General features: G+C 72.4%; 18 protein-coding genes, 1 pseudogene and 1 riboswitch. Of the genes and pseudogenes, 7 read left to right on the forward strand and 12 right to left on the reverse strand.

Translation table 11 applies throughout. The annotated features are described in order from the left end of the window. Positions 1-45: 45 nt before the first annotated feature. Entirely contained in the window at positions 46-1,911 is a 1,866-nt protein-coding gene (locus ACH4S8_RS29485) for an AAA family ATPase (RefSeq protein ID WP_398399310.1), read from the forward strand. A 76-nt stretch (positions 1,912-1,987) separates the two neighbouring features. On the opposite strand, the gene ACH4S8_RS29490 is transcribed toward ACH4S8_RS29485, so the two are convergent. The 9 genes from ACH4S8_RS29490 to ACH4S8_RS29530 all read right to left on the reverse strand — a co-directional run bounded on the left by ACH4S8_RS29490 (position 1,988) and on the right by ACH4S8_RS29530 (position 9,542). After that, on the reverse strand, positions 1,988-3,073 hold the full coding sequence (locus ACH4S8_RS29490) for a hemolysin family protein (protein WP_398399312.1): 1,086 nt from the start codon (positions 3,071-3,073) through the stop codon (positions 1,988-1,990). Further along, positions 3,070-4,401: a hemolysin family protein gene (locus ACH4S8_RS29495; protein ID WP_398399315.1), complete on the reverse strand. Its 1,332-nt coding sequence runs from the start codon at positions 4,399-4,401 to the stop codon at positions 3,070-3,072. Before ACH4S8_RS29495 ends, ACH4S8_RS29490 begins: the two co-directional genes overlap by 4 nt. A 198-nt stretch (positions 4,402-4,599) precedes the next feature. Beyond that, positions 4,600-5,067: a PH domain-containing protein gene (locus ACH4S8_RS29500; RefSeq protein WP_398399317.1), complete on the reverse strand. Its 468-nt coding sequence runs from the start codon at positions 5,065-5,067 to the stop codon at positions 4,600-4,602. 14 nt (positions 5,068-5,081) lie between these two features. Further along, on the reverse strand, positions 5,082-5,939 hold the full coding sequence (hisG, locus tag ACH4S8_RS29505) for an ATP phosphoribosyltransferase (RefSeq protein WP_398399319.1): 858 nt from the start codon (positions 5,937-5,939) through the stop codon (positions 5,082-5,084). An 86-nt stretch (positions 5,940-6,025) separates the two neighbouring features. Continuing rightward, positions 6,026-6,298, reverse strand: coding sequence for a phosphoribosyl-ATP diphosphatase (locus ACH4S8_RS29510; RefSeq protein ID WP_030038616.1), 273 nt, complete (start codon positions 6,296-6,298; stop codon positions 6,026-6,028). A gap of 34 nt (positions 6,299-6,332) precedes the next feature. Then, positions 6,333-6,818: a 6,7-dimethyl-8-ribityllumazine synthase gene (ribH, locus tag ACH4S8_RS29515; RefSeq protein WP_151468514.1), complete on the reverse strand. Its 486-nt coding sequence runs from the start codon at positions 6,816-6,818 to the stop codon at positions 6,333-6,335. Positions 6,819-6,946: 128 nt separating this feature from the next. After that, positions 6,947-8,278 carry a bifunctional 3,4-dihydroxy-2-butanone-4-phosphate synthase/GTP cyclohydrolase II gene (locus ACH4S8_RS29520; protein WP_398399322.1) on the reverse strand — a complete coding sequence of 444 codons (1,332 nt, stop codon included), beginning with the start codon at positions 8,276-8,278 and terminating at the stop codon, positions 6,947-6,949. Beyond that, positions 8,275-8,910, reverse strand: coding sequence for a nicotinamide riboside transporter PnuC (locus tag ACH4S8_RS29525; RefSeq protein ID WP_398399324.1), 636 nt, complete (start codon positions 8,908-8,910; stop codon positions 8,275-8,277). Before ACH4S8_RS29525 ends, ACH4S8_RS29520 begins: the two co-directional genes overlap by 4 nt. Further along, complete coding sequence (locus ACH4S8_RS29530; protein WP_398399326.1) at positions 8,907-9,542, reverse strand: riboflavin synthase; 636 nt, start codon at positions 9,540-9,542, stop codon at positions 8,907-8,909. Before ACH4S8_RS29530 ends, ACH4S8_RS29525 begins: the two co-directional genes overlap by 4 nt. A 154-nt stretch (positions 9,543-9,696) precedes the next feature. Next, a riboswitch (FMN riboswitch) is annotated at positions 9,697-9,827 on the reverse strand. A 360-nt stretch (positions 9,828-10,187) separates the two neighbouring features. Between ACH4S8_RS29530 and ACH4S8_RS29535 the strand changes: the two genes are divergently transcribed. Both ACH4S8_RS29535 and ACH4S8_RS29540 read left to right on the forward strand, forming a co-directional pair. Further along, positions 10,188-11,108 (forward strand): RNA polymerase sigma-70 factor, encoded by a 921-nt coding sequence (locus ACH4S8_RS29535; RefSeq protein WP_398399328.1) that lies wholly within the window; start codon positions 10,188-10,190, stop codon positions 11,106-11,108. A 162-nt stretch (positions 11,109-11,270) separates the two neighbouring features. Further along, on the forward strand, positions 11,271-12,020 hold the full coding sequence (locus ACH4S8_RS29540) for an SDR family oxidoreductase (RefSeq protein ID WP_398399330.1): 750 nt from the start codon (positions 11,271-11,273) through the stop codon (positions 12,018-12,020). 434 nt (positions 12,021-12,454) lie between these two features. On the opposite strand, the gene ACH4S8_RS29545 is transcribed toward ACH4S8_RS29540, so the two are convergent. Beyond that, positions 12,455-13,687, reverse strand: coding sequence for an ROK family transcriptional regulator (locus ACH4S8_RS29545; protein WP_398399332.1), 1,233 nt, complete (start codon positions 13,685-13,687; stop codon positions 12,455-12,457). Positions 13,688-13,817: 130 nt separating this feature from the next. On the opposite strand from ACH4S8_RS29545, the gene ACH4S8_RS29550 reads away from it, so the two are divergent. Next, entirely contained in the window at positions 13,818-15,035 is a 1,218-nt protein-coding gene (locus ACH4S8_RS29550; RefSeq protein WP_398399334.1) for an MFS transporter, read from the forward strand. On the opposite strand, the gene ACH4S8_RS29555 is transcribed toward ACH4S8_RS29550, so the two are convergent. Together ACH4S8_RS29555 and ACH4S8_RS29560 are read right to left on the reverse strand one after the other, a co-directional pair. After that, positions 14,995-15,453, reverse strand: coding sequence for an acyl-CoA thioesterase (locus tag ACH4S8_RS29555; protein ID WP_398399336.1), 459 nt, complete (start codon positions 15,451-15,453; stop codon positions 14,995-14,997). The two genes, ACH4S8_RS29550 and ACH4S8_RS29555, sit on opposite strands and share 41 nt — an antisense overlap. 103 nt (positions 15,454-15,556) lie before the next feature. Next, positions 15,557-16,822, reverse strand: a complete 1,266-nt coding sequence (locus ACH4S8_RS29560; protein ID WP_398399725.1) for an alginate lyase family protein — start codon at positions 16,820-16,822, stop codon at positions 15,557-15,559. Positions 16,823-17,054: 232 nt separating this feature from the next. Here ACH4S8_RS29560 and ACH4S8_RS29565 point away from each other — a divergent pair, with 232 nt between their 5' ends. The 3 genes and pseudogenes from ACH4S8_RS29565 to ACH4S8_RS29575 form a co-directional block, all read left to right on the forward strand. Continuing rightward, on the forward strand, positions 17,055-18,446 hold the full coding sequence (locus ACH4S8_RS29565; RefSeq protein WP_398399338.1) for a uracil-xanthine permease family protein: 1,392 nt from the start codon (positions 17,055-17,057) through the stop codon (positions 18,444-18,446). A 126-nt stretch (positions 18,447-18,572) separates the two neighbouring features. Next, positions 18,573-19,247: a DUF5995 family protein gene (locus ACH4S8_RS29570; protein WP_398399340.1), complete on the forward strand. Its 675-nt coding sequence runs from the start codon at positions 18,573-18,575 to the stop codon at positions 19,245-19,247. Between the two features lie 92 nt (positions 19,248-19,339). Next, positions 19,340-20,263, forward strand: a pseudogene (locus ACH4S8_RS29575) (LLM class F420-dependent oxidoreductase); the annotation flags it as partial. Positions 20,264-20,361 lie beyond the last annotated feature (98 nt).

Here is a 20,361-nt window from a genome sequence, read left to right on the forward strand (position 1 = left end):
CGAGACACTCCCCGACCATCGGGGGCACGGTTTGTGGGGGACGTGATGGACTTCGGCACGCAGGGCCCCGAGGCCCCGGCCGACCTCGCCTGGCTGCGAGGTGTGGACGCCTACACGATGGGCGCCTACCCCCAGGCGGAGGAGGAGTTCCGTGCCGCGGTCCGGATGGACCCCGGTATGGCGGACGGCTGGCTCGGACTGCACGCGCTACGGGTGGACACGACGACCGCGCTGCTGCGGATGTTCCGGCACCGGGACCGCTTCGGCGAACAGCGTTCGCGTCACCGGCGCACCCTCAACTCCTGGTACTGGCTGGGCTGGTGGGTCCAGCCGGTGCTGGAGAGTCCGCGCGACCTGCTGCTCGCGCACGCCTCGCACTGGCTCGACGGGCGTCATGTCCCCGAACTGGACCGGGCGCTGGCCGGACTCCCGCCGGTCGACGCGGACCACCAGGTGCGGTTCCTGCACGCGTGCCGCGCCTATCTGGTCAAGGACTGGGAGCAGTTGGTGCGGCACACCGATCCGCTCATCAACGACCCCATGCTCGGCATCGAGGCCGGACTGTTCGGCGGCATGGCGCGGGTCCGGCTGGAGATGTACGGCCAGGCCGAACCGCTGCTGTCGTCCGCGCTGATGCGCTGCCGCAGCGAGCAGCCGCAGCGCAAGGAACTGCGGTACTGGCTGGCCCGCGCCCACGAGGGCACCGGACGCTCCGCCGCGGCGCTGCCGCTCTACCGGGCCGTTCACCGGGTCGATCCCTCCTTCATGGACACCTCGGCGCGGCTCGCGGCCATCGCCGAGGGGGACGGGTACGACGACGCCGCGGCCGATCTGGCGGCGATCACGCTCGCCGGGATCGGGCAGGACGTGCTGGAGGGCCCGGACGGCATGGACGCGCTGTTCGGCACCGAGGGGCGCGATCTGCGGCTCCCGGATCCCGACCCGTCACCGCCCGGCGCCCTGCCGGCCCAGACCGACGGCTTCCGGGAGAAGGCCGTGCTGCCGGTGCAGCCGATACCCCCGGGGCCGACCGATCCCGCCCTGCTCGACGAGGCACTCGCCGAGCTGGAGCGCATGGTGGGCCTGGAGCCGGTGAAACGGCAGGTCAAGGCGTTGTCGGCGCAGCTGAACATGGCCAGGCTGCGCACCGGGCAGGGGCTGCCGGTGCAGCCGCCGAAACGGCACTTCGTCTTCTCCGGCCCCTCCGGCACCGGCAAGACCACGGTGGCGCGCATCCTCGGCCGGGTCTTCTACGCGCTCGGGCTGCTCGGCGGGGACCATCTGGTCGAGGCCCAGCGGGCCGACCTGGTCGGCGAGTACCTCGGCCAGACCGCCGTGAAGGCCAACGAACTGATCGACTCGGCGATCGGCGGCGTCCTGTTCGTGGACGAGGCGTACTCCTTGTCCAACTCCGGCTACGGCAAGGGCGACGCCTACGGCGACGAGGCCCTTCAGGTGCTGCTGAAGCGGGCCGAGGACAACCGGGACCACCTGGTCGTCATCCTCGCCGGCTACCCCGAGGGCATGGACCGGCTGCTCGCCGCCAACCCCGGCCTCTCCTCCCGCTTCACCAGCCGCGTGGACTTCCCCTCCTACCGCCCGCTCGAACTGACCTCCATCGGTGAGGTGCTGGCCGCGGAGAACGGCGACGTCTGGGACGAGGAGGCGCTGGACGAGCTCCGCTCGATCGCCGGGCACGTCGTCGACCAGGGCTGGATCGACGAACTCGGCAACGGCCGCTTCCTGCGCACCCTGTACGAGAAGAGCTGCGCGTACCGCGACCTGCGGCTGTCGGGATACCCCGGCACGCCCTCGCGCGACGACCTGTCGACGCTGCGTCTGCCCGACCTCATGCAGGCCTACGGGGAGGTCCTCTCGGGCCGGGGCCCGCAGGATCCGTCGGCGACGTGAGAAGGCCCCGGTCCCGCCGGGGGCCGTACGACCGTCACGGGTCGCACGGTCCCGGGGAACCGGGGCCCGCGCCCGGTCAGCTCGCCAGCGCTTCCTCGGCCTGACCGGGGCGCGGCTCCGCGACCCGGACCGGCGTCACATCGCGGTGCGCCGGGTCCCGTACCTCGCCGACCAGCAGTTCCAGGACGTCCTCGAGGGTCACGAGGCCCATGACCTTCCCGGTGGCGTCGGCGACCTGGGCCAGGTGCGTGGCGGCACGGCGCATCACGGTGAGGGCGTCGTCCAGCGGGAGTTCGGACCGCAGCGTGGTCATCGGCCGCCACATCTGCTGCGGGACCGCCCGCTCGGAGTCCTCCAGGTCGAGGACGTCCTTCACGTGCAGGTAGCAGCCCATGAAGGCGCCGTTCTCCGCGACCACCGGGAACCGGGAGTACCCGGTGCGCGCGGTGAGCGCGACGACCTGGCCCGGGGTGACCGAAGGATCCACGGTGACCAGGGAGGCGCCGTCGAGGAGGACGTCGGTGACCGGGCGGGAGCCGAGCTCCAGGGCGTCCTCCAGGCGTTCCTGCTCCTCGGGTTCGAGGAGTCCCGCCTGTCCGGAGTCCTCGACCAGCCGGTTGAGCTGCTCGCTGGTGAAGACCGCCTCGACCTCGTCCTTCGGCTCGACCCGGAACAGCCTGAGGATCAGCTGCGCGCAGGCGCCGAGGCCCGCGGTGACCGGGCGGCACACCCGGGCGAAGGCGACCAGGCCGGGGCTGAGCCACAGGGCCGTCTTCTCGGGCGCGGCCATCGCCAGGTTCTTCGGGACCATCTCGCCGATGACGAGGTGGAAGAAGACGACGAGGGCGAGCGCGATCACGTAGCCGAGGGGGTGGATGACCCCGTCCGGCAGCCGGACGGCCGCGAAGAGCGGTTCCAGCAGCCGGGCGACCGTGGGCTCGGCGACCGCGCCGAGGGTCAGCGAGCACATGGTGATGCCGAACTGGGCCGCCGCCATCATCTGCGGCAGACGCTCCAGGCCGTACAGGACCTGCCGGGAGCGGGCGGTGCCGAGCGGTTCGATCTGGCTGCGCCGCACGGACACGAGGGCGAACTCGGCGCCGACGAAGAAGCCGTTGGCGAGCACCAGCAGGCCCGCGAACAGCAGTTGGAGCATGCTCATCGGACGGCCTCCGGGGCGAGCGCGGTACGCACAAGGCGGACGCGTTCGGCACGGTAGTGCCCGACCTGTCGCACCACGAGGCGCCAGCCCGGGAGCTCTGCCTTGTCACCGGGGGCCGGGATCCGGCCGAGCAGGTCGGCGACGAGGCCCGCCACGGTCTCGTACGGTCCCTCGGGCACGTCGAGGCCTATGCGCTGCAGGATGTCGACCCGGCAGCTGCCGTCGGCGTCCCAGGCGGGCCTGCCGTCCTCGGGGGGAGCGGCCGCGAGCTCGGGCTGCTCGCCCTGCACGTCGTCGTGCTCGTCGTGGACCTCGCCGACGAGTTCCTCGACGATGTCCTCCAGGGTGACCACGCCGGCCGTGCCGCCGTACTCGTCGACGACGACGGCGATCGGCTGTTCGCTGCGCAGCCGCTCCAGCAGGGGCTGCACTGGCAGGGTCTCGGGGACGAGCAGGGGGGCCTGGGCAATGCGGCCGACGGGAGTGCGCAGCCGGTCGTGCGCGGGGATCGCGAGGGCGTCCTTGAGGTGCACCATGCCGACGATCTCGTCGATCCGCTCCCGGTAGACGGGGAAGCGGGACAGGCCGGTGGCACGGGTGAGGTTGACCACGTCCTCGGCGGTGGCCGAGGACTGGAGGGCGCTGACCCTCACCCGCGGGGTCATGACGTGCTGCGCGGTGAGGTCGGCCAGGGACATCGTGCGGACGAAGAGGTCCGCGGTGTCCTGTTCCAGGGCTCCCGCGCGGGCCGAGTGGCGGGCGAGGGAAACGAGTTCGCCGGGGGTGCGGGCGGAGGCCAGCTCCTCGGCGGGCTCCACGCCCAGGGCACGGACGAGCCGGTTGGCGACCGTGTTCAGCGCGGCGATCACCGGCCGGAACAGCCGGGAGAAGACGTGCTGCGGGCCGGCGACGAAGCGGGCCACCTGGAGCGGCTTGGACACCGCCCAGTTCTTGGGCACGAGTTCACCGACCACCATCTGCACGGCGGAGGCCAGCAGCATGCCGGTGACCACGGCGAAGCCGGGCACCACGCCCTCGGGCAGTCCGACCGCCGCGAACGGGCCGTCCAGCAGCTGGGCGAGGGCCGGTTCGGCGAGCATGCCGACGACGAGGGAGGTGATGGTGATGCCGAGCTGGGTGCCGGAGAGCTGGAAGGACAGCTCCTTGAGCGACTCGACGACCGTGCCGGCACGTGTGTCGCCGTCGGCCGCGGCCTTCTCGGCGTCGGGGCGCTCGACGGTGACGAGGCCGAACTCGGCGGCCACGAAGAAGCCGTTGGCGAGAATCAGCAGGAACGCCGCGCCAAGGAGCAACAAGGGGATGGTCATGCCGCCGCCTCGCTATGTCGGAAGGGGGCGGCGCAGGTACTACAGGACGATCCGTCCATCGCTGGAGGGAGTCACTCCTCGGGTAGCAGGGAGCCTCTGAGAGCGGGAGCACATCGGAGGCGGAGGCGCCGTGAAAAAAGCCTCCGCCGACAGATTAATCAAGACATGGGCTCTCAGGGCAGGGTGAAGGGCCGAGAGTCAGCCCGTGTGTTCACCGCGGTGCCCGTCGGGCTCCTGGATTCCGCGGGCGGAAGCCAGGGCGCGCAGGGCGCGGGCGTCCTCGATGGCGCGCTGCCGGGCGATGCCCGGCTGGATGCCGAGCACCGGGAGGCTGGTGCCGTCGCTGAGGTCGAGAAACACCCAGGGGTCGCCGGGACGCAGGTTGACCTGGAGGATCTCGGCCCAGTCCAGGTGCCGGCGGCTCGCGATGTTGACGACGGTGACACCGCTCTCGTCGGCGACGACCTTGGGCCGCGAGAGCAGCAGGAGCACTCCGAACAGGAGCACGGCGGTGAAGATGAAGCTCGCCCGCTCCCCCGGTCCGAGTTGCTCCAGAAGCATGGCGACCGTGGTGATGACCACAACGATCGACGCGCCCGCGGTGAGCAGCACGGCCCGGGTACGGGAGGGGCGGAAGGTTATGGGAAGGGTGGGAAGGTCCGACATGTCCGTTGGTCCCGTCAGAGCCGGCAGGCGTGGATGGCCGTGGTCAGGATGGCCCGCGCGCCGAGCTCGTACAGGTCGTCCATGATCCGCTGGGCCTCCTTGGCGGGGACCATGGCACGGACGGCGACCCAGCCCTCGTTGTGCAGCGGCGAGATGGTCGGCGACTCCAGCCCGGGAGTGAGCGCGACGGCCTTCTCCAGGTGCTCGGCGCGGCAGTCGTAGTCCATCATCACGTAGGTCCGCGCGACCAGCACGCCCTGGAGGCGGCGCAGGAACTGCTGCACCTTGGGCTCGGCGTCCTCGGTGGGGCCGGCTCCGACGCGGCGGACGACGACGGCCTCGGACTTCATGATCGGCTCGCCGAAGATCTCCAGTCCGGCGTTGCGCAGCGAGGTGCCCGTCTCGACGACGTCCGCGATGACCTCGGCGACACCGAGTTCGATGGCGGTCTCGACGGCGCCGTCGAGGTGCACGACGGAGGCGTCGATGCCGTGGTCGGCGAGGTGCCCCGCGACGATGCCCTCGTAGGAGGTGGCGATCGTCCTGCCCTTCAGGTCCGCGACGCCGTTCGCGGTGCCCGGCTTGGCGGCGAAGCGGAAGGTGGAGCGGGCGAAGCCGAGCGGGAGGATCTCCTCGGCGTCGGCACCGGAGTCGACCAGCAGGTCGCGGCCGGTGATGCCGATGTCGAGCCGGCCGGAGGAGACGTAGATCGCGATGTCCCGGGGGCGGAGGTAGAAGAACTCGACCTCGTTGTTCGGGTCGACGATCCGCAGTTCCTTGGACTCCCGGCGCTGCTGGTAGCCGGCCTCATGCAGCATGTCCGCCGCAGGTCCTGAGAGGGAACCCTTGTTCGGGACGGCGATGCGCAGCATGAGGTCGGCTTCCTTTGCTCGATGGTGTTCGGGGTGGGTGGGACGGACGGACGTGCTCGAAGGAGGGGTACTGCTGGGAGCGGCCCCTACAGATGCGCGTACACGTCGTCGAGGGAGATCCCGCGCGCGACCATCATCACCTGGACGTGGTAGAGCAGCTGCGAGATCTCCTCGGCGGCGGCGTCCTTGCCCTCGTACTCGGCGGCCATCCAGACCTCGGCGGCCTCTTCGACGACCTTCTTGCCGATGGCATGGACGCCCTTGCCGACGAGTTCGGCGGTGCGCGAGGTGGCGGGATCGCCCGTGGCGGCCTTGTGCTGGAGCTCGGTGAAGAGCTCCTCGAACGTCTTATTGGACATGGTGGTCCTCACCCTACGCGCTCGGTGCCCTACCTCAGTGCCAGGGTTCAGATACTGAGCGGAGGGTGGCCGCGGTCGCCACGGCGGCCGTCACCGCCTCGTGGCCCTTGTCCTCGTTGGAGCCCTCGATGCCCGCGCGGTCCAGGGCCTGCTCCTCGGTGTCACAGGTCAGCACACCGAAGCCGATGGGGACACCGGTGTCGATGGAGACCTGGGTGAGGCCCTGGGTGACGCCCTGGCACACGTACTCGAAGTGGGGGGTTCCGCCGCGGATGACGACGCCGAGCGCGACGATCGCGTCGTAGCCGCGGCCCGCCAGGACCTTGGCGGCGACCGGCAGTTCGAAGCTGCCGGGGACCCGCAACAGGGTCGGCTCGTCGATTCCCAGCTCGCGCAGGGCGCGCAGCGCGCCGTCGACGAGACCGTCCATCACCTTGTCGTGCCACTGTGCCGCGATGACCGCGACCCGCAGGTCGCCGCAGTTGCGTACGGACAGTTCAGGTGCACCCTTGCCGCTCACGTCTCTCCTTCAGTCCCGCTGTGCCGTGTTGCCGATAGTGCCGGGCCGCCGGCGCTGTGCCGCCCGCGGTCGCTGTCGTGCTGTCGTGCTGTCGTGCCGGGGCCCGCGGAGGGGCCGGCCGTACGGGGTCACTGGCTCCCGCAGGCCGACACGGTGACCGAGTCGAGCCAGGGCAGGTCGTGACCCATCCGGTCCCGCTTGGTCCGCAGGTAGCTCAGATTGTGCTCGCCCGCCTGGACGGGCATCGGCTCGCGTCCGCTGACGCGCAGGCCGTACCGGACGAGCGCGTCGGTCTTGTCCGGGTTGTTGGTCATCAGCCGCAGGCTGCGCACACCGAGGTCCTCCAGGATGCGGGCGCTCGCGCCGTAGTCCCGGGCGTCGGCGGGCAGGCCGAGTTCGAGGTTGGCGTCGAGGGTGTCCCGGCCGCGCTCCTGGAGTTCGTACGCGCGCAGCTTGGAGAGCAGGCCGATGCCGCGCCCCTCGTGGCCGCGGAGGTAGACCACGATGCCGCGGCCCTCGGCCTGGATCCGCTCCATGGACGTCTGGAGCTGGGGGCCGCAGTCGCAGCGGTGCGAGTGGAAGATGTCGCCGGTGAGGCATTCGGAGTGGACGCGGACGAGGACGTCCTCGCCGTCGCCGATCTCGCCGTGGACGAGGGCGACGTGCTCGACGCCGTCGGCGGTGGAGCGGTAGCCGTAGGCGGTGAACTCGCCGAAGGCGGTGGGCAGACGGACCTCGGCCTCGCGCCGGACGGTGGGGGCGGCCGCCTCGGTCCCGGCCGCCGTGCCGCGTTCGGTGGAGCGGCGGTAGGCGATCAGGTCCTCGATGGAGATGATCGTCAGGCCGTGCTTGCGGGCGAAGGGGATGAGTTCGGGCAGCCGGAGCATCCGGCCGTCCTCGCCGGCGATCTCGACGATCGCCCCGGCCGGGCGCAGTCCGGCCAGCCGGGCCAGGTCGACGGCGGCCTCGGTGTGGCCGTTGCGGGCCAGCACGCCTCCGGGCCGCGCGCGCAGCGGGAAGACGTGGCCGGGGCGCACGAAGTCGCCGGGCTCCGAGACGCCGTCCGCGAGGAGCCGCAGGGTGGCGGCGCGGTCGGCCGCCGAGATGCCGGTGGTCACCCCGTGGGCGGCGGACGCGTCCACCGACACCGTGAACGCGGTCTTCATCGACTCGGTGTTGTCGTCGACCATCTGCGGCAGCCGCAGCCGGTCGAGTTCGTCGCCTTCCATGGGCGCGCAGATCAGTCCGCGGCACTCGCTCATCATGAAGGCGACGATCTCGGGGGTCGCCATCTCGGCGGCGACGACGAGGTCTCCCTCGTTCTCGCGGTCCTCGTCGTCGACGACCACGATGGGGCGGCCGGCCGCGATGTCGGCGATGGCCTGCTCGACGGGGTCGAGCGCGAAGTCCGAGGCATCCTGATCGTGCCCGGTGCTGTACCAAACCGGCGCCGTTGTCATGCCGGGGCTCCTTCCATGACGGGCTGCCCGGCCTCACGGGAGCGCAGCCACCAGTCGCGCATGCCCCACAGGACGAGCGCGCCGTACAGGACGTAGACGAAACCGGAGAAGGCGTAGCCGTTGGCGAAGTTGAGCGGGACGCCCACCACGTCGACGAGCAGCCAGGCGAACCAGAACTCGACCATGCCGCGGGCCTGCGCGTACATGGCGACGATCGTGCCGACGAAGATGTAGGCGTCGGGCCACGGGTCCCAGGACAGCGTCGGGTACGCGTGGAACAGGCCGCTGACGGCGAGGGTGCCCACGGCCGCGGCACCCGCCATGTACGCGCGTTCGCGCCAGGTGGCGAACCGTACGGAGACACGACCGTCCTTGCCCTCGCCGCGGTTCCACTGCCACCAGCCCCACAGGGCGACGGCGACGACCACGACCTGCTTGCCGGCACTGCCGGTGAGGTGGCCGAAGAAGGCGGCGAAGAGGACGACTCCGGAGAGCAGCTGGACGGGCCAGCTCCACACGGAGCGCCGCCAGCCGAGTGCGAGGGCGATCAGGCCGATCACGTTGCCGATCATGTCCGACCACATGATGTGCTGGTCGAGGAGGACGAAGGCCTCGGAGTTGAGCCAGTTCACCGGTCGGCCCCCGGTGTGCCGGGCAGACCGGCGGACTGCTCGCCCCGCGCGCCGAGCAGCCGCTCGACGTACTTGGCGATGACGTCGACCTCGAGGTTGACCGGGTCGCCGGGCTGCTTGTGGCCCAGCGTGGTCAGGTCGAGGGTGGTGGGGATGAGGCTGACGGTGAAGAAGTCGGGGCCGGCGTCGACCACCGTGAGGCTGATGCCGTCGACGGTGATGGAGCCCTTCTCGACCACATAGCGCGAAAGGTCCCCGGGCAGCGAGATCTTGACGATCTCCCAGTTCTCGGACGGCTTGCGTTCGATGACCGCGCCGGTGCCGTCGACGTGTCCCTGCACGATGTGGCCGCCGAGGCGCTCACCCACGGCCATCGGCCGTTCCAGGTTCACGCGGGAGCCGACGGTGAGGGCACCGAGGCTGGAGCGGTTCAGGGTTTCGGCCATGACGTCGGCGGTGAACTCGTCGCCCTCGTGCTCGACCACGGTGAGACAGACCCCGTTGACGGCGATGGAGTCGCCGTGCTGCGCGCCCTGCGTGACGACGGGGCCACGCAGCCGGAAACGCGAGGCGTCGTCGAGAATCTCGACGGCGGTGACCTCACCCAGCTCTTCGACGATTCCGGTGAACACTTCCCGGGTCCTCCTGCCTCATGGGGGCACGGACTCCGGGGCTGTCGATGACGACACAATGAGCGGACCGCGGCACACCGGGAGCGACGCCGAAAGGACACCCGTCCCGCAGGACGAGCAGCAACAAACGGCAGCGCGCACGAATGCCCGCCCGCCGCGCACTGCCTCCCATCCGGACTTTAACCGTCGGTCCAGGAATTCCACCTGGTCAACCGGCCGCTGGAAGCGACCGGGTCGCGGACTGTAACCGCCGGTTCGGAATTACACCGACCCCGGAGTGCGCTGCTTCTGGTACATGGCCAGTGTGCCACGCCCGATCGCCGGCCATGCGGCCACACCCCTGTGGGGTGGCTCACAGCCGCTCGGGATGGACTTCCGCGGACCGGTCTCCCCGTCAACCTCCTTGGCTCCGGGCGGCTTTGGGCCACGTCACCGGCTCCCGCAACTGGTCCATACCTATTGACGCTCTGGTCTAGTCCTCTTAGTGTCCTCGATCAAGACTGCGTGATCATTCCTTGCCGGTCCCCCACGATCGACCCGGCGGCGGTGACGAAGGCCCTTGCCCCGCCGCCGGGTCTCCAGCCGGCCCGGCGGGCCGGCCCCCCACGTGATCTGCGGACGCGCGGCCTCTGCGAGGCTGGAGACGTGACGGAGAGCCTCGCCGACGAGTTCGAGACGTACCGCCCGCGCCTGTTCGGGCTCGCCTACCGCATGCTCGGCTCCGCCGCCGACGCCGAGGACACCGTGCAGGACGCCTACCTCCGCTTCAGCGGCGCCGACCGCGCGGAGATCGAGCGGCCCGGCGCCTGGCTGGCCAAGGTCGTCACCCGGCTCTGCCTCAGCCGGCTGACCTCGGCCCGCGCCCGGCGCGAGCACTACGCCGGACCCTGGCTGCCCGAGCCGGTCGTCACCGCGGACGGCACCCTCGGCCCCCTGGAGTCCGCGGAGCAGCGCGACGCCGTGTCCCTCGCCCTGCTGGTCCTGCTGGAGCGGCTCACCCCGACCGAGCGTGCCGTCTACGTCCTGCGGGAGGCCTTCGCGTACGGCCACCGCGAGATCGCCGGAGTCCTGGAACTGGGCGAGGCCAACTGCCGTCAGCTGCACCGGCGGGCGGTGCTGCGCCTCGCCGTGCCCGAGGCCCGTTTCGAGGCCCCGGCCGAGCAGCGGGCCCGTCTGGTCGACTCGTTCCTCTCCGCCGCCCGCGAGGGTGATCTGACCGGTCTGGAGCGGCTGTTCGCCGCGGAGGTCGTCTGGTGGTCCGACGGCGGCGGCAAGGTCTCCGCGGCGCGGCGCCCCGTCGAGGGACGCGAGAAGGTGCTGCGTTTCCTGGCCGGTGTCCTCGCCCGGGCCGGAGCGGACGGTTTCGGCCTCTCGGTGGCCGAGGTCAACGGCCGCGACGGACTGCTCGTCCGCGGACCCGGGGGCGCGGACGGGATCGCGGGAGTGATCGGCGTCGTCGCCTTCGAGGTCCGCGACGGCGTGATCACGGAGGTGCGGATGGTGATGAATCCCGAGAAGCTGGAGTTCCTGGGGCGTCAGTTGGAGCACGCCCGGAAGCTGCGGTGAGCGGCGCCCGACCCGACCGGTGCCCGGGAGCCGTGGGACCGGAGGGACCACCGGATTCCGCTCGTTCCTCGGCGGCGTTGTCACATCCGTGCGGGCTGCGCGGTCTCGGCTGACGAAGGGCGCTCCACCCGGGAGTGTCCGGCGTCGAAAGGGCTGAACAGCATGACCACGATCCTGGTGACCGGCGGCACCGGCACCCTCGGCCGGCTCGTCACCGAGCGGCTGCGGGCGAACGGCCACGAGGTGCGGGTGCTCAGCCGGCACGCGCAGCCGTACGCCGTCGATCTGCGCGAGGGCGGCGACGGTCTGGAGGCGGCCGTCACGGGGGTGGACGCGATCGTGCACTGCGCGACCTCGCCCCGCGGAGGCGACGAGGAGGCGGCGGCGCAACTGATCGCGGCCGCGCGCCGGGCGGCCGTCCCGCATCTGCTCTACATCTCGATCGTCGGCGTCGACGCGGTGCCGTTCGGCTACTACAAGGCCAAACGGGCCGTGGAGAAGCAGGTCGAGGAGTCCGGACTCGGGTGGACGGTCCTGCGCGCCACCCAGTTCCACGACCTCGTGGCCCAGGTCCTGGGCGGACTCGCCAGGCTGCCCGTGCTGCTCCTGCCCGCCGGGGTCCGCGACCAGCCGATCGAGGCCGCCGAGGTCGCCGAGCGGCTGGCCTCACTGGCGGCCGGGGCACCCGCGGGGCGGGTCGAGGACATGGGCGGGCCCGAGGTGCGCACGTTCCGTTCGCTCGCGGAGGACTACCTGCGGGCCACCGGGAAGCGCCGCCCGCTGCTGGACGTACGTCTGGCGGGCAAGGCCTACCGGGCGTTCCGGGACGGCCACCACCTCACGCCGGGGCACGCGGTGGGGAAGGGCACGTTCGAGGACTTCTTGAAGACCCGCGCCACGGACCCTCGCTGACCCCACGCCTCGCGAGACTCCCCCGCCTCCGGGACGGACGCGCACCGGTGCGCTCCGGAAAGCGTCCGACTGCCGACGGGGCCCGCCGCCGACGCTCCGTCCCCGCTCCGGCCGGCCCCGGGGCGGTTCCCTCGGCTCCGCGCAGGCCCGGGACCCCGCTCCGGGCGGCCCCGAGGCCGGTTCTCACCTTTGGCGGGTTCGGAGCGGGGCCCCGGCTCCGAGCCGGCCCGGGACGAGTCCCTGCGCTCCGCCCCGACCCGGAGCAGGACCCGGCTCGGGGCGGATCCAAGGTGGGTCCCCGACCCCGGGCGGACCGAGGGCGGGTCCCGCCACGGACAGGCCCGGAGCAGGCCCCCGGCTCCGAGCCGCCTCGGAGCGAGTCCCCCACCCCGGGCACCCCCGGAGCGAGTCCCCGCCCCGGGCGGCTCCGGCGTCTACCGCGACGACGCCGGAGCGAACAGTTCGTCCTGGGCACCGTCGCGCGCGGTCAGCAGGGCGCCGCGCAGCACCGCGCCTCCGCCCACCGTTGTCGCGCGCACCTCGGTCGGGAGCGGCGAGATCCGGGCGAGCCGCTGCTCGACCCGCGCCGCGAGCACCGCGCCGCCCGCCTGGCCGACCTCGCCGCCGAGGACCACGCAGCCGGGGTCCAGTACGGCGCTGACGGAGGCCGCCCCGATCGCGAGGCGCTGGGCGAGGGCGTCGAGGAAGCCTTCGGCCGCCGGGGAGCCGGGGCTCGCCAGCGCCTTCCTCACCAGCGCCGCGGCAGGTGGTTCGTAGCCCTCGGGCCGCGCCGACACGCCGTGCTCCGCCGCCAGCTCCGCGATCGCCGCGGACCCGACCAGTGAGTGGAAGCCGCCCCCGCAGTCGGTCGCCGAGGGCAGGGTCGTGGTGCCCGGCACCGGCAGGAAGCCGATCTCCCCGGTTCCTCCGGAGGCGCCGCGGCGCAGGGCGCCGTCGAGGACGACGGCGGCGCCGGTGCCGTGTCCGAGCCACAGCAGGACGAACGTGTCGCGGTCGCGGGCGACGCCGTCGCGCTGTTCGGCGAGGGCCGCGAGGTTGGTCTCGTTCTCCACCAGGACGCGGGCCTCGGGAAGCCGTTCCTGAAGGGCCGCGACCAGCCGCCGGTGCCATGCGGGCAGTCCGGTGGAGTTGCGGAGTTCGCCGCTGGCGGGGTCGATCAGACCGGGTGCCCCGATACCGACGGTGTGCAGCCTGCCCCACCCCCGGACGGGTTCGGGCTGGGGCGACGCCCCGAGGGCGCCGGCCTCCTTCGCCACCCGTTCGACCAGCGCGACCGCCTGCTCCACCGCCGGCCCCGTCCCGGTGCCCTCACCGATGGGCACGGACGCCTCGGCCAGGACGTGGCCGACCAGATCGGAGACGACGACGGACACGCCCTCCGTGCGGACGTCCAGCGCGGCCAGGTGGGCGCGGTCCGCGACGATTCCGTAGACCCGGGCGTTCGGGCCGCGCCGCTGCTCCCCCGATTCCCCGACGACGGTGACGAGACCGGAGGCCGTGAGGCGTTCGACGAGGTCGGCGACGGTCGGCCGGGACAGTCCGGTGAGCTGCTTCAGCCGCGTGGCCGTCAAAGGGCCTTCCTGCTGCAACAGCCGCAGGGCGAGCCGGTCGTTGATGGCCCGTGCGGTGCTCGGGGATGCGGGCATGCCGGGAATCCTCCCAGATCTGCTCGGCTACCCGGCGACCGGGCGGCGGGCGGACGTCTATTTATCAGGCAGGGTTCCTGATAGTTTACGGCGGCACACCGTGGAACCATCACCCGGGGAGGGGCCGAGTATGAGTGAAGTGGTCTACGACCAGCGCGAGATCAAGCGCGCCCGGTACGCCGTGGCGGCCGTGTTCGCCGTGCACGGAGCCGTCACCGGGTCCTTCGCGACCCGCGTGCCCTGGATCCAGGACCATGCCTCGGTCAGCGCGGGCCAGCTCGGTTTCGCCCTCGCCTTCACCGCCTTCGGCGCCTCCTGCTCGATGCCGCTGGCCGGCCGGATCACCCACCGCTTCGGCAGCCGTACGGCACTGCGCGGACTCATCGCGCTGTGGACACTGGCGCTGGTCCTGCCGTCCCTGGCGCCGAACCTGCTCACCCTGTGCCTCGCGATGTTCGTGTACGGCGCCACGGCGGGGATGGCGGACGTCGCCATGAACGCGCTGGGGGTCGAGGTCGAGAACCGGCTCGACAAGTCGATCATGTCGGGACTGCACGGCATGTGGAGCGCCGGCGCGCTGATCGGCGCGGCGGCGGGCACCCTCGCCGCGCATCTGGGCGCGGACGCGCGCCTGCACCACGCCCTGGCCGCGGCGACGCTCACCTTCCTCGGTGTCGCCGCCTGCCGGTGGGTGCTCGACCTGCAGCCCACCGAGGACGAGGAACCGCCGCCGCGGTTCGCGCTGCCGCCCCGGTCGGCACTGCTCATCGGCACGGTCGGCTTCTGCGCGGTCTTCGCGGAGGGCGCGAGTCTGGACTGGTCGGCGGTCTACCTGCGCGACCGGCTGGACAGTTCGGCCGCTCTCGCCGCGGCCTCGACGACCGGCTTCATGCTCACCATGGCGGTGGCCCGGCTGGTCGGCGACACGGTGGTGAACCGGTTCGGCGCCGTACGTACCGTGCGGGCGGGCGGCGTGCTGGCCGCGCTCGGCGGACTGATGGTCGTCCTCGCGGAGCATCCGGCGGTGGCGATGAGCGGCTTCGCGCTGCTCGGGCTGGGCATCGCGGTCGTCGTCCCGCTGTGCTTCGCGGCGGCCGGGCGCAGCGGCCCCAACCCCAGCCAGGCCATCGCGGGCGTCGCGACCATCACGTACACCTCGGGGCTCATCGCGCCGAGCCTGATCGGGTCGGTGGCGCAGGCGACGAACCTGATGGTGTCGTTCGCCCTGGTCACGGTCCTGGCGTTCGGGCTCACCGCGCTCGCGGGTGTGCTGCGCGCCGGGGACCGCACCCCCTCGAAGGCGAAGGTCACTCCCCCGAGCGCAGCAGTTCCCGGCCCACGGCCCTGAACTTCTCGCTCCACGGAGCCGGGCGCAGCGTCCCGGCGTCGAGCCGCACGAGCACCCGGGTTCCGTGCGCGTAGGTGACCGCGCCGTCGAGGGAGCAGAAGCGGAAGCCGTACGTCAGTCCGGTGTTCCCGAGTCTTTCCAGCCAGAGGTGGACGGCGTACGCGCCGGGGCGGCTGACCGGGGCCTCGTAGCTGATCCGCAGTTCCTTGACGGCGTTGCACGAGTCGCCCGCCGCCTCCCAGTCGCCCTCGAAGCCGAAGCCGCGCTCGTTCCACAGCGCGGTCCAGGCGCGCTCGACCAGGACCGGGTAGCGGGCGTTGTGCAGCAGTCCGAGCGCGTCGAGGTCGTCGAAGTGGACGGTGACGGGCAGAAGCCGTCCGTACGGGAGGGCGGGGGCGACGGGGGCTTCGGCGGTCACGGGCGGGGCTCCTGGGACGTGCTGCGGCGCGCGGACGGGCGGGCCTGACTGAAAACGACTCCCCCATCCTAAGCAAACGCTCAGGAGCCCCGCCCGGGCGGGATCAGCCCACGATCGAGTCGAGCTGCTCGGCGGCCGGCCGCAGCTCCCACAGATCACCGCCGGGCGGTGCTTCGAGCCTCGGCACGGCGGCCCGCGCGGCCCGGTCCCCCGCGTCGGCCGCGGCACGCACCACATCGCTCGCCGCGAAGCGGTGGAACTCCAGCTCGGGATGGCTCCACGGCTCGGCGCCGGTCGCCGCGGGCAGCAGGTAGCCGACCGCCTTGAACAGGCTCTGGCCGTCCGGCCCCCGGTACGCCCACAGGTCGACGCCGACCTTCTCGCCGATGGCCGCGAGCCGGGTGTAGGCCACCAGGTCGAAGGCCGAGTAGTGCCAGCTGCGGGTGCGCGCGAGCTCCTGGGGCTGGCCGCCGTCGGGGGCGATCTGCGGGTCGATCCGCAGGGCCCGCGCGGCGAGCACGGTCCGCCGGGCGAGGTCCTTGTCGCCGGTCGCGTACGCGAGGGCGGCGAGCTGCATGTCGTAGAAGGTGCCGTGGTTGTTCCGCGCGGCGCCCTCCTCGGCGCCGAAGGCGCTGCCCGTCAGCCAGTCGCGGTAGCCGGCGTTCCAGGCGAGCATCGCGGCCCGGTCGCTCCGGGACCAGCCGGGGGCACCGGTGTCCAGGAGGGCGACCGCGTCGAGGACGCTCGTGTACGACTGCGAGAAGTCGATGATGCCGATGGCCCGGCCGTCGTACCTGCAGGGGATGAACTGGCCGTGGTCCAGGTTCGGGTTCATCCGGGTGGCCGGGTCCAGGAACCAGGTGCGCAGGACCTGGGCGGCCTTCACCGCGTACCGCTTCTCGCCGGTGTAGTACCAGGCGAGCGCGAGGTCGTACGTCGAGTCGAACACCTTCTCCGCGTCCTGGCGGTCGGTGCCGGTGTCCACCTCGGGATTGCGCTGCCCGTCGCGCTGGACGTACGGGCACCCCCAGGGGTTGTCGGCGGTGGCGGGCCGCGAGGGCCACCAGTAGGGGGCCTGGCTGAGGTAGTCGTGAACGTCTCCGCCGGGGGCGGGTCTCGGCTTGTCGACGACCGTCCAGGGGCCCTGGTCCAGCCAGTCGTCCGCGCGGGCCGTCAGCTCCCGCAGCGTCCGGGCGAGCCGGCGGTCGCCGTGCTCCAGGCGGGCACGGGTGCGCCGGAGCCGGCGGCCGTCGAGGACCACGGTCCTCGGCGATCCGGGCGCGGTCCGGCCGGACGGGGCGGGGAGAGCCGTGGACGCGGTGCGCCCCGGCGCCGCGGGGCCCGCCCCGGACGCCGTACGGGGGAACACCGGAAGGGCGCCCCCGGCCGCCGTACGCGCCGACGCCGAAGGGGCCAGGAGGGATGCGAGCGTGACGGTGGCCACCGCGACCACCAGGCCCAGTCTGGATCGTGCACTCACAGAACACTCCGATCATACATATGAACGATGTTCATGAGACGGACCGGGTGAGCGTAGAGCAGCTGGTCGAACGTGACAATGGTCCGGACACATTCACATACGGAGAAAGCGAATCCTCACCATGGACCTGGGTGTGCGCTGGACACTGCACGGCGACGGGCGGACTCCCGCCCCGGGAGCGGTCGTCCGCCCCGACGAACGCCTCTCCTGGCCCCGGACCCTCGGGCTCGGCGCCCAGCACGTCGTGGCCATGTTCGGGGCATCTTTCGTCGCACCCGTTCTGATGGGACTCGACCCGAATCTCGCGATCATGATGTCCGGTGTCGCGACGGTCCTCTTCCTGCTCGCCACCCGCGGCCGGGTGCCCAGCTACCTGGGCTGTTCGCTCTCCTTCGTGGGCGTCGCCGCCGTGATCCGCGCGCAGGGCGGCACCAGCGCCACGGTGACCGGCGCGTGCTTCGTGGTCGGCGTCGCGCTGTTCCTGGTGGGTCTGGCCGTCCAGCGGTTCGGGGCGAGGATCATCCACGCCGCGATGCCGCCGATCGTGACCGGCGCGGTCGTCATGCTGATCGGCTTCAACCTGGCGCCGGTGACCGCGTCCACCTACTGGCCGCAGGACCAGTGGACGGCCCTGCTCACCATGCTGGTCACCGGCGCGGCCGTGGTGTGCCTGCGGGGCTTCTTCTCCCGCATCGCGATCTTCCTCGGACTGGTCTTCGGCTACGCCGTCTCCTGGGCCTTCGACCGGATCTTCGGCCGGATCCACGCGGCGGACGCGAGCGGAAAGGTCACCGACCACTGGCGGCTGAACCTCTCCTCGGTCGAGCAGGCCGACTGGATCGGACTTCCGTCCTTCCACGGACCGACGTTCCAGTGGTCCGCGATCCTCGTCGCGCTGCCGGTGGTCATCGCACTGGTCGCCGAGAACGCGGGGCACGTCAAGGCCGTCGGCGAGATGACCGGCGACCCGCTGGACGACGAGCTGGGCACCGCGATCTCCGCGGACGGCGCCGCCTCCATGCTCTCCACCGCGGTCGGCGGCCCGCCCAACACCACGTACTCCGAGAACATCGGCGTGATGGCCGCGACCCGGGTCTACTCGACGGCCGCCTACTGGGCCGCCGCCGGCTTCGCCCTGCTCTTCGGACTGTGCCCCAAGTTCGGGGCGGTGGTCGCGGCGATCCCGGGCGGTGTCCTCGGCGGCATCACCGTCATCCTCTACGGCATGATCGGGTTGCTCGGCGCCCAGATCTGGCTCAACGCCCGGGTGGACCTGCGCAATCCGCTGAACCTCGTGCCCGCCGCCGCGGGCATCATCATCGGCATCGGCGGCGTCACCCTGAAGTTCACCGACAACTTCTCGCTGAACGGCATCGCGCTGGGCACCATCGTCGTGATCACCGGCTATCACGCGCTGCGGGCGATGGCCCCGGCCCACCTCCGCCAGGAACCGCTGCTCGACTCGGGAACCTCGGCGTACGACGGGCCCGGGGACCGGGGCGCCGGCTCATAGCCGTACTCCGCGCACCGGCCCGGCCCATACGGCTCCCCCGTTCCCGTCCCGGCCGCGTTCCCCCGTTCCGGGGAAGCCTTCGGCCCGGCGGCACACCGGCCGCCCCGGGACTGGGACGCTGCCCCCATGGCCCAACCGGCACAGTTCACCCCGTCCGTCGACACGGTCGTCGCCCGTATGCGCGCTCTGGACGCGGGGCTCCCCGAGCGCGACGGTCTCGCGGTCTTCAACCGCGTCTACCTCACGGTCACCGAGGAGTTCGACCGCCGCCTGGACGCCGGCCTCTTCCCCGACCGCCGGGCCGCGACGACCCTGGACGTGCGGTTCGCGGAGCGCTACCTGGCGGTGGCCGAGGAGGGCCGGGCGCCCGCCTGCTGGCGGCCGCTGCTGCGCTTCCGCCGCCATCCGGGGGTACGCCCCCTGCAGTTCGCGCTCGCGGGCATCAACGCGCACATCGGACACGATCTCGCGCTCGCCGTGGTGGACAGCTGCCGCGCGCTCGACTGCGAACCGGCCGACCTGGAGGACGAGTTCGACCGTGTGGGCGATCTCCTCGTCTCGCTGGAGGAGCGTGTCCGCGAAGAGCTGATGCCGGGACCCGACCTGCTCCAGATCGCCGATCCGCTCACCCACCTCGTCGGCTCCTGGAGTCTGGAGCGGGCCCGAGAGGCGACCTGGGCGGCGGCCCGGGCCCTGTGGGCGCTGCGCGGACTCCCCGACCTGGCCGAGGAGTTCGGCGACCGCCTCGACGCGGCGGTGGGCCTGGCCGGCCGGATGCTGCTCACTCCCCTGCCGGCCTGATCCCGCCACCCGGCACGGTCCCCGCCGGAACATCCCGGCGCTCACTGTACGTTGACACGTCGGCACACCCCGATGCGAAGGAGTCCACAGGTATGACGACGCGACTCGGCCTCGCCCTCCCGCAGATGAAGCAGTACGACCTCGGACGGGACGTGCCCGACGTGGCACGCGCCGCGGAGGCCGTCGGATTCGACAGCCTGTGGGCCTTCGAGCGGGCCCTGTTCCCGGACCCCCCGACCCAGGGGCTGTACGGCGTCGAGGGACTGGCCTGGCCGGACTACTACCGCGGCGTCGCCGACCCGCTGGTGACCCTGACCCTCGCGGCCGCGGTCACCGAGCGCGCCGAGCTCGGCACCAGCGTGCTGGTCGCTCCGCTGCACACGCCCTTCCAGCTCGCCAAGGCCCTCGCCACGCTCGACGCGGCCGCCGGCGGCCGGGTCGTGGCCGGCCTCGGCACGGGCTGGTCCCTCGACGAGTACGCGGCGGCCTCCGCGCGGCCCTTCGAGGAACGCGGTGAGGCCCTCGACGAGGTGATCGAGGTCTGCCGCGCCGTGTGGGGTCCGGATCCGGTGGTCCTCGACGGCACGCTCACCAAGGTCGCCTCGGCCGTGGTCGGCCCCAAGCCGGCCCGGCCGATCCCCATCCTGCTCGCCGCGAACACGGGAAAGGCGCGGCGCCGGCTCGTCGACCACGCGGACGGCTGGATGCCGATCGGCATGGGGGCCGGGCAACTGGCCGCGCAGTGGCGGCAGTTGCAGGACCTGGCAGCCGAGCGCGGGCGCACCCGGCCGATCCGGACCGTGCTGCGCACCAACCCGCGCTACACGCCCAAGCCGTACGCGGGCGAGGACCGTCAGCCGTTCCAGGGCGACGTCGGGCAGATCGTGGCGGACCTGGTCGCCCATGCCGAGATCGGCCTCGACGAGATCTTCCTCGACTTTCAGAGCCAGGTGCGGGACGCCGCGGAGCTGAAGGACGTGGCGGCCGAGGTGTACGAAGCGGCGCGGGGGGGGGGGGGGGGGGGGGCGCCCCCCCCCCCCGGGGGGGGGGGGACCCCCCCCCGGGGGGGGGGGGGCCCCCGCCGCCGAGAGAGGGAGGACGGGGCGGGGCGCGG

It is taken from the genome of Streptomyces sp. NPDC021080, from assembly GCF_044333225.1.
In the GTDB taxonomy this organism is placed as follows: domain Bacteria; phylum Actinomycetota; class Actinomycetes; order Streptomycetales; family Streptomycetaceae; genus Streptomyces.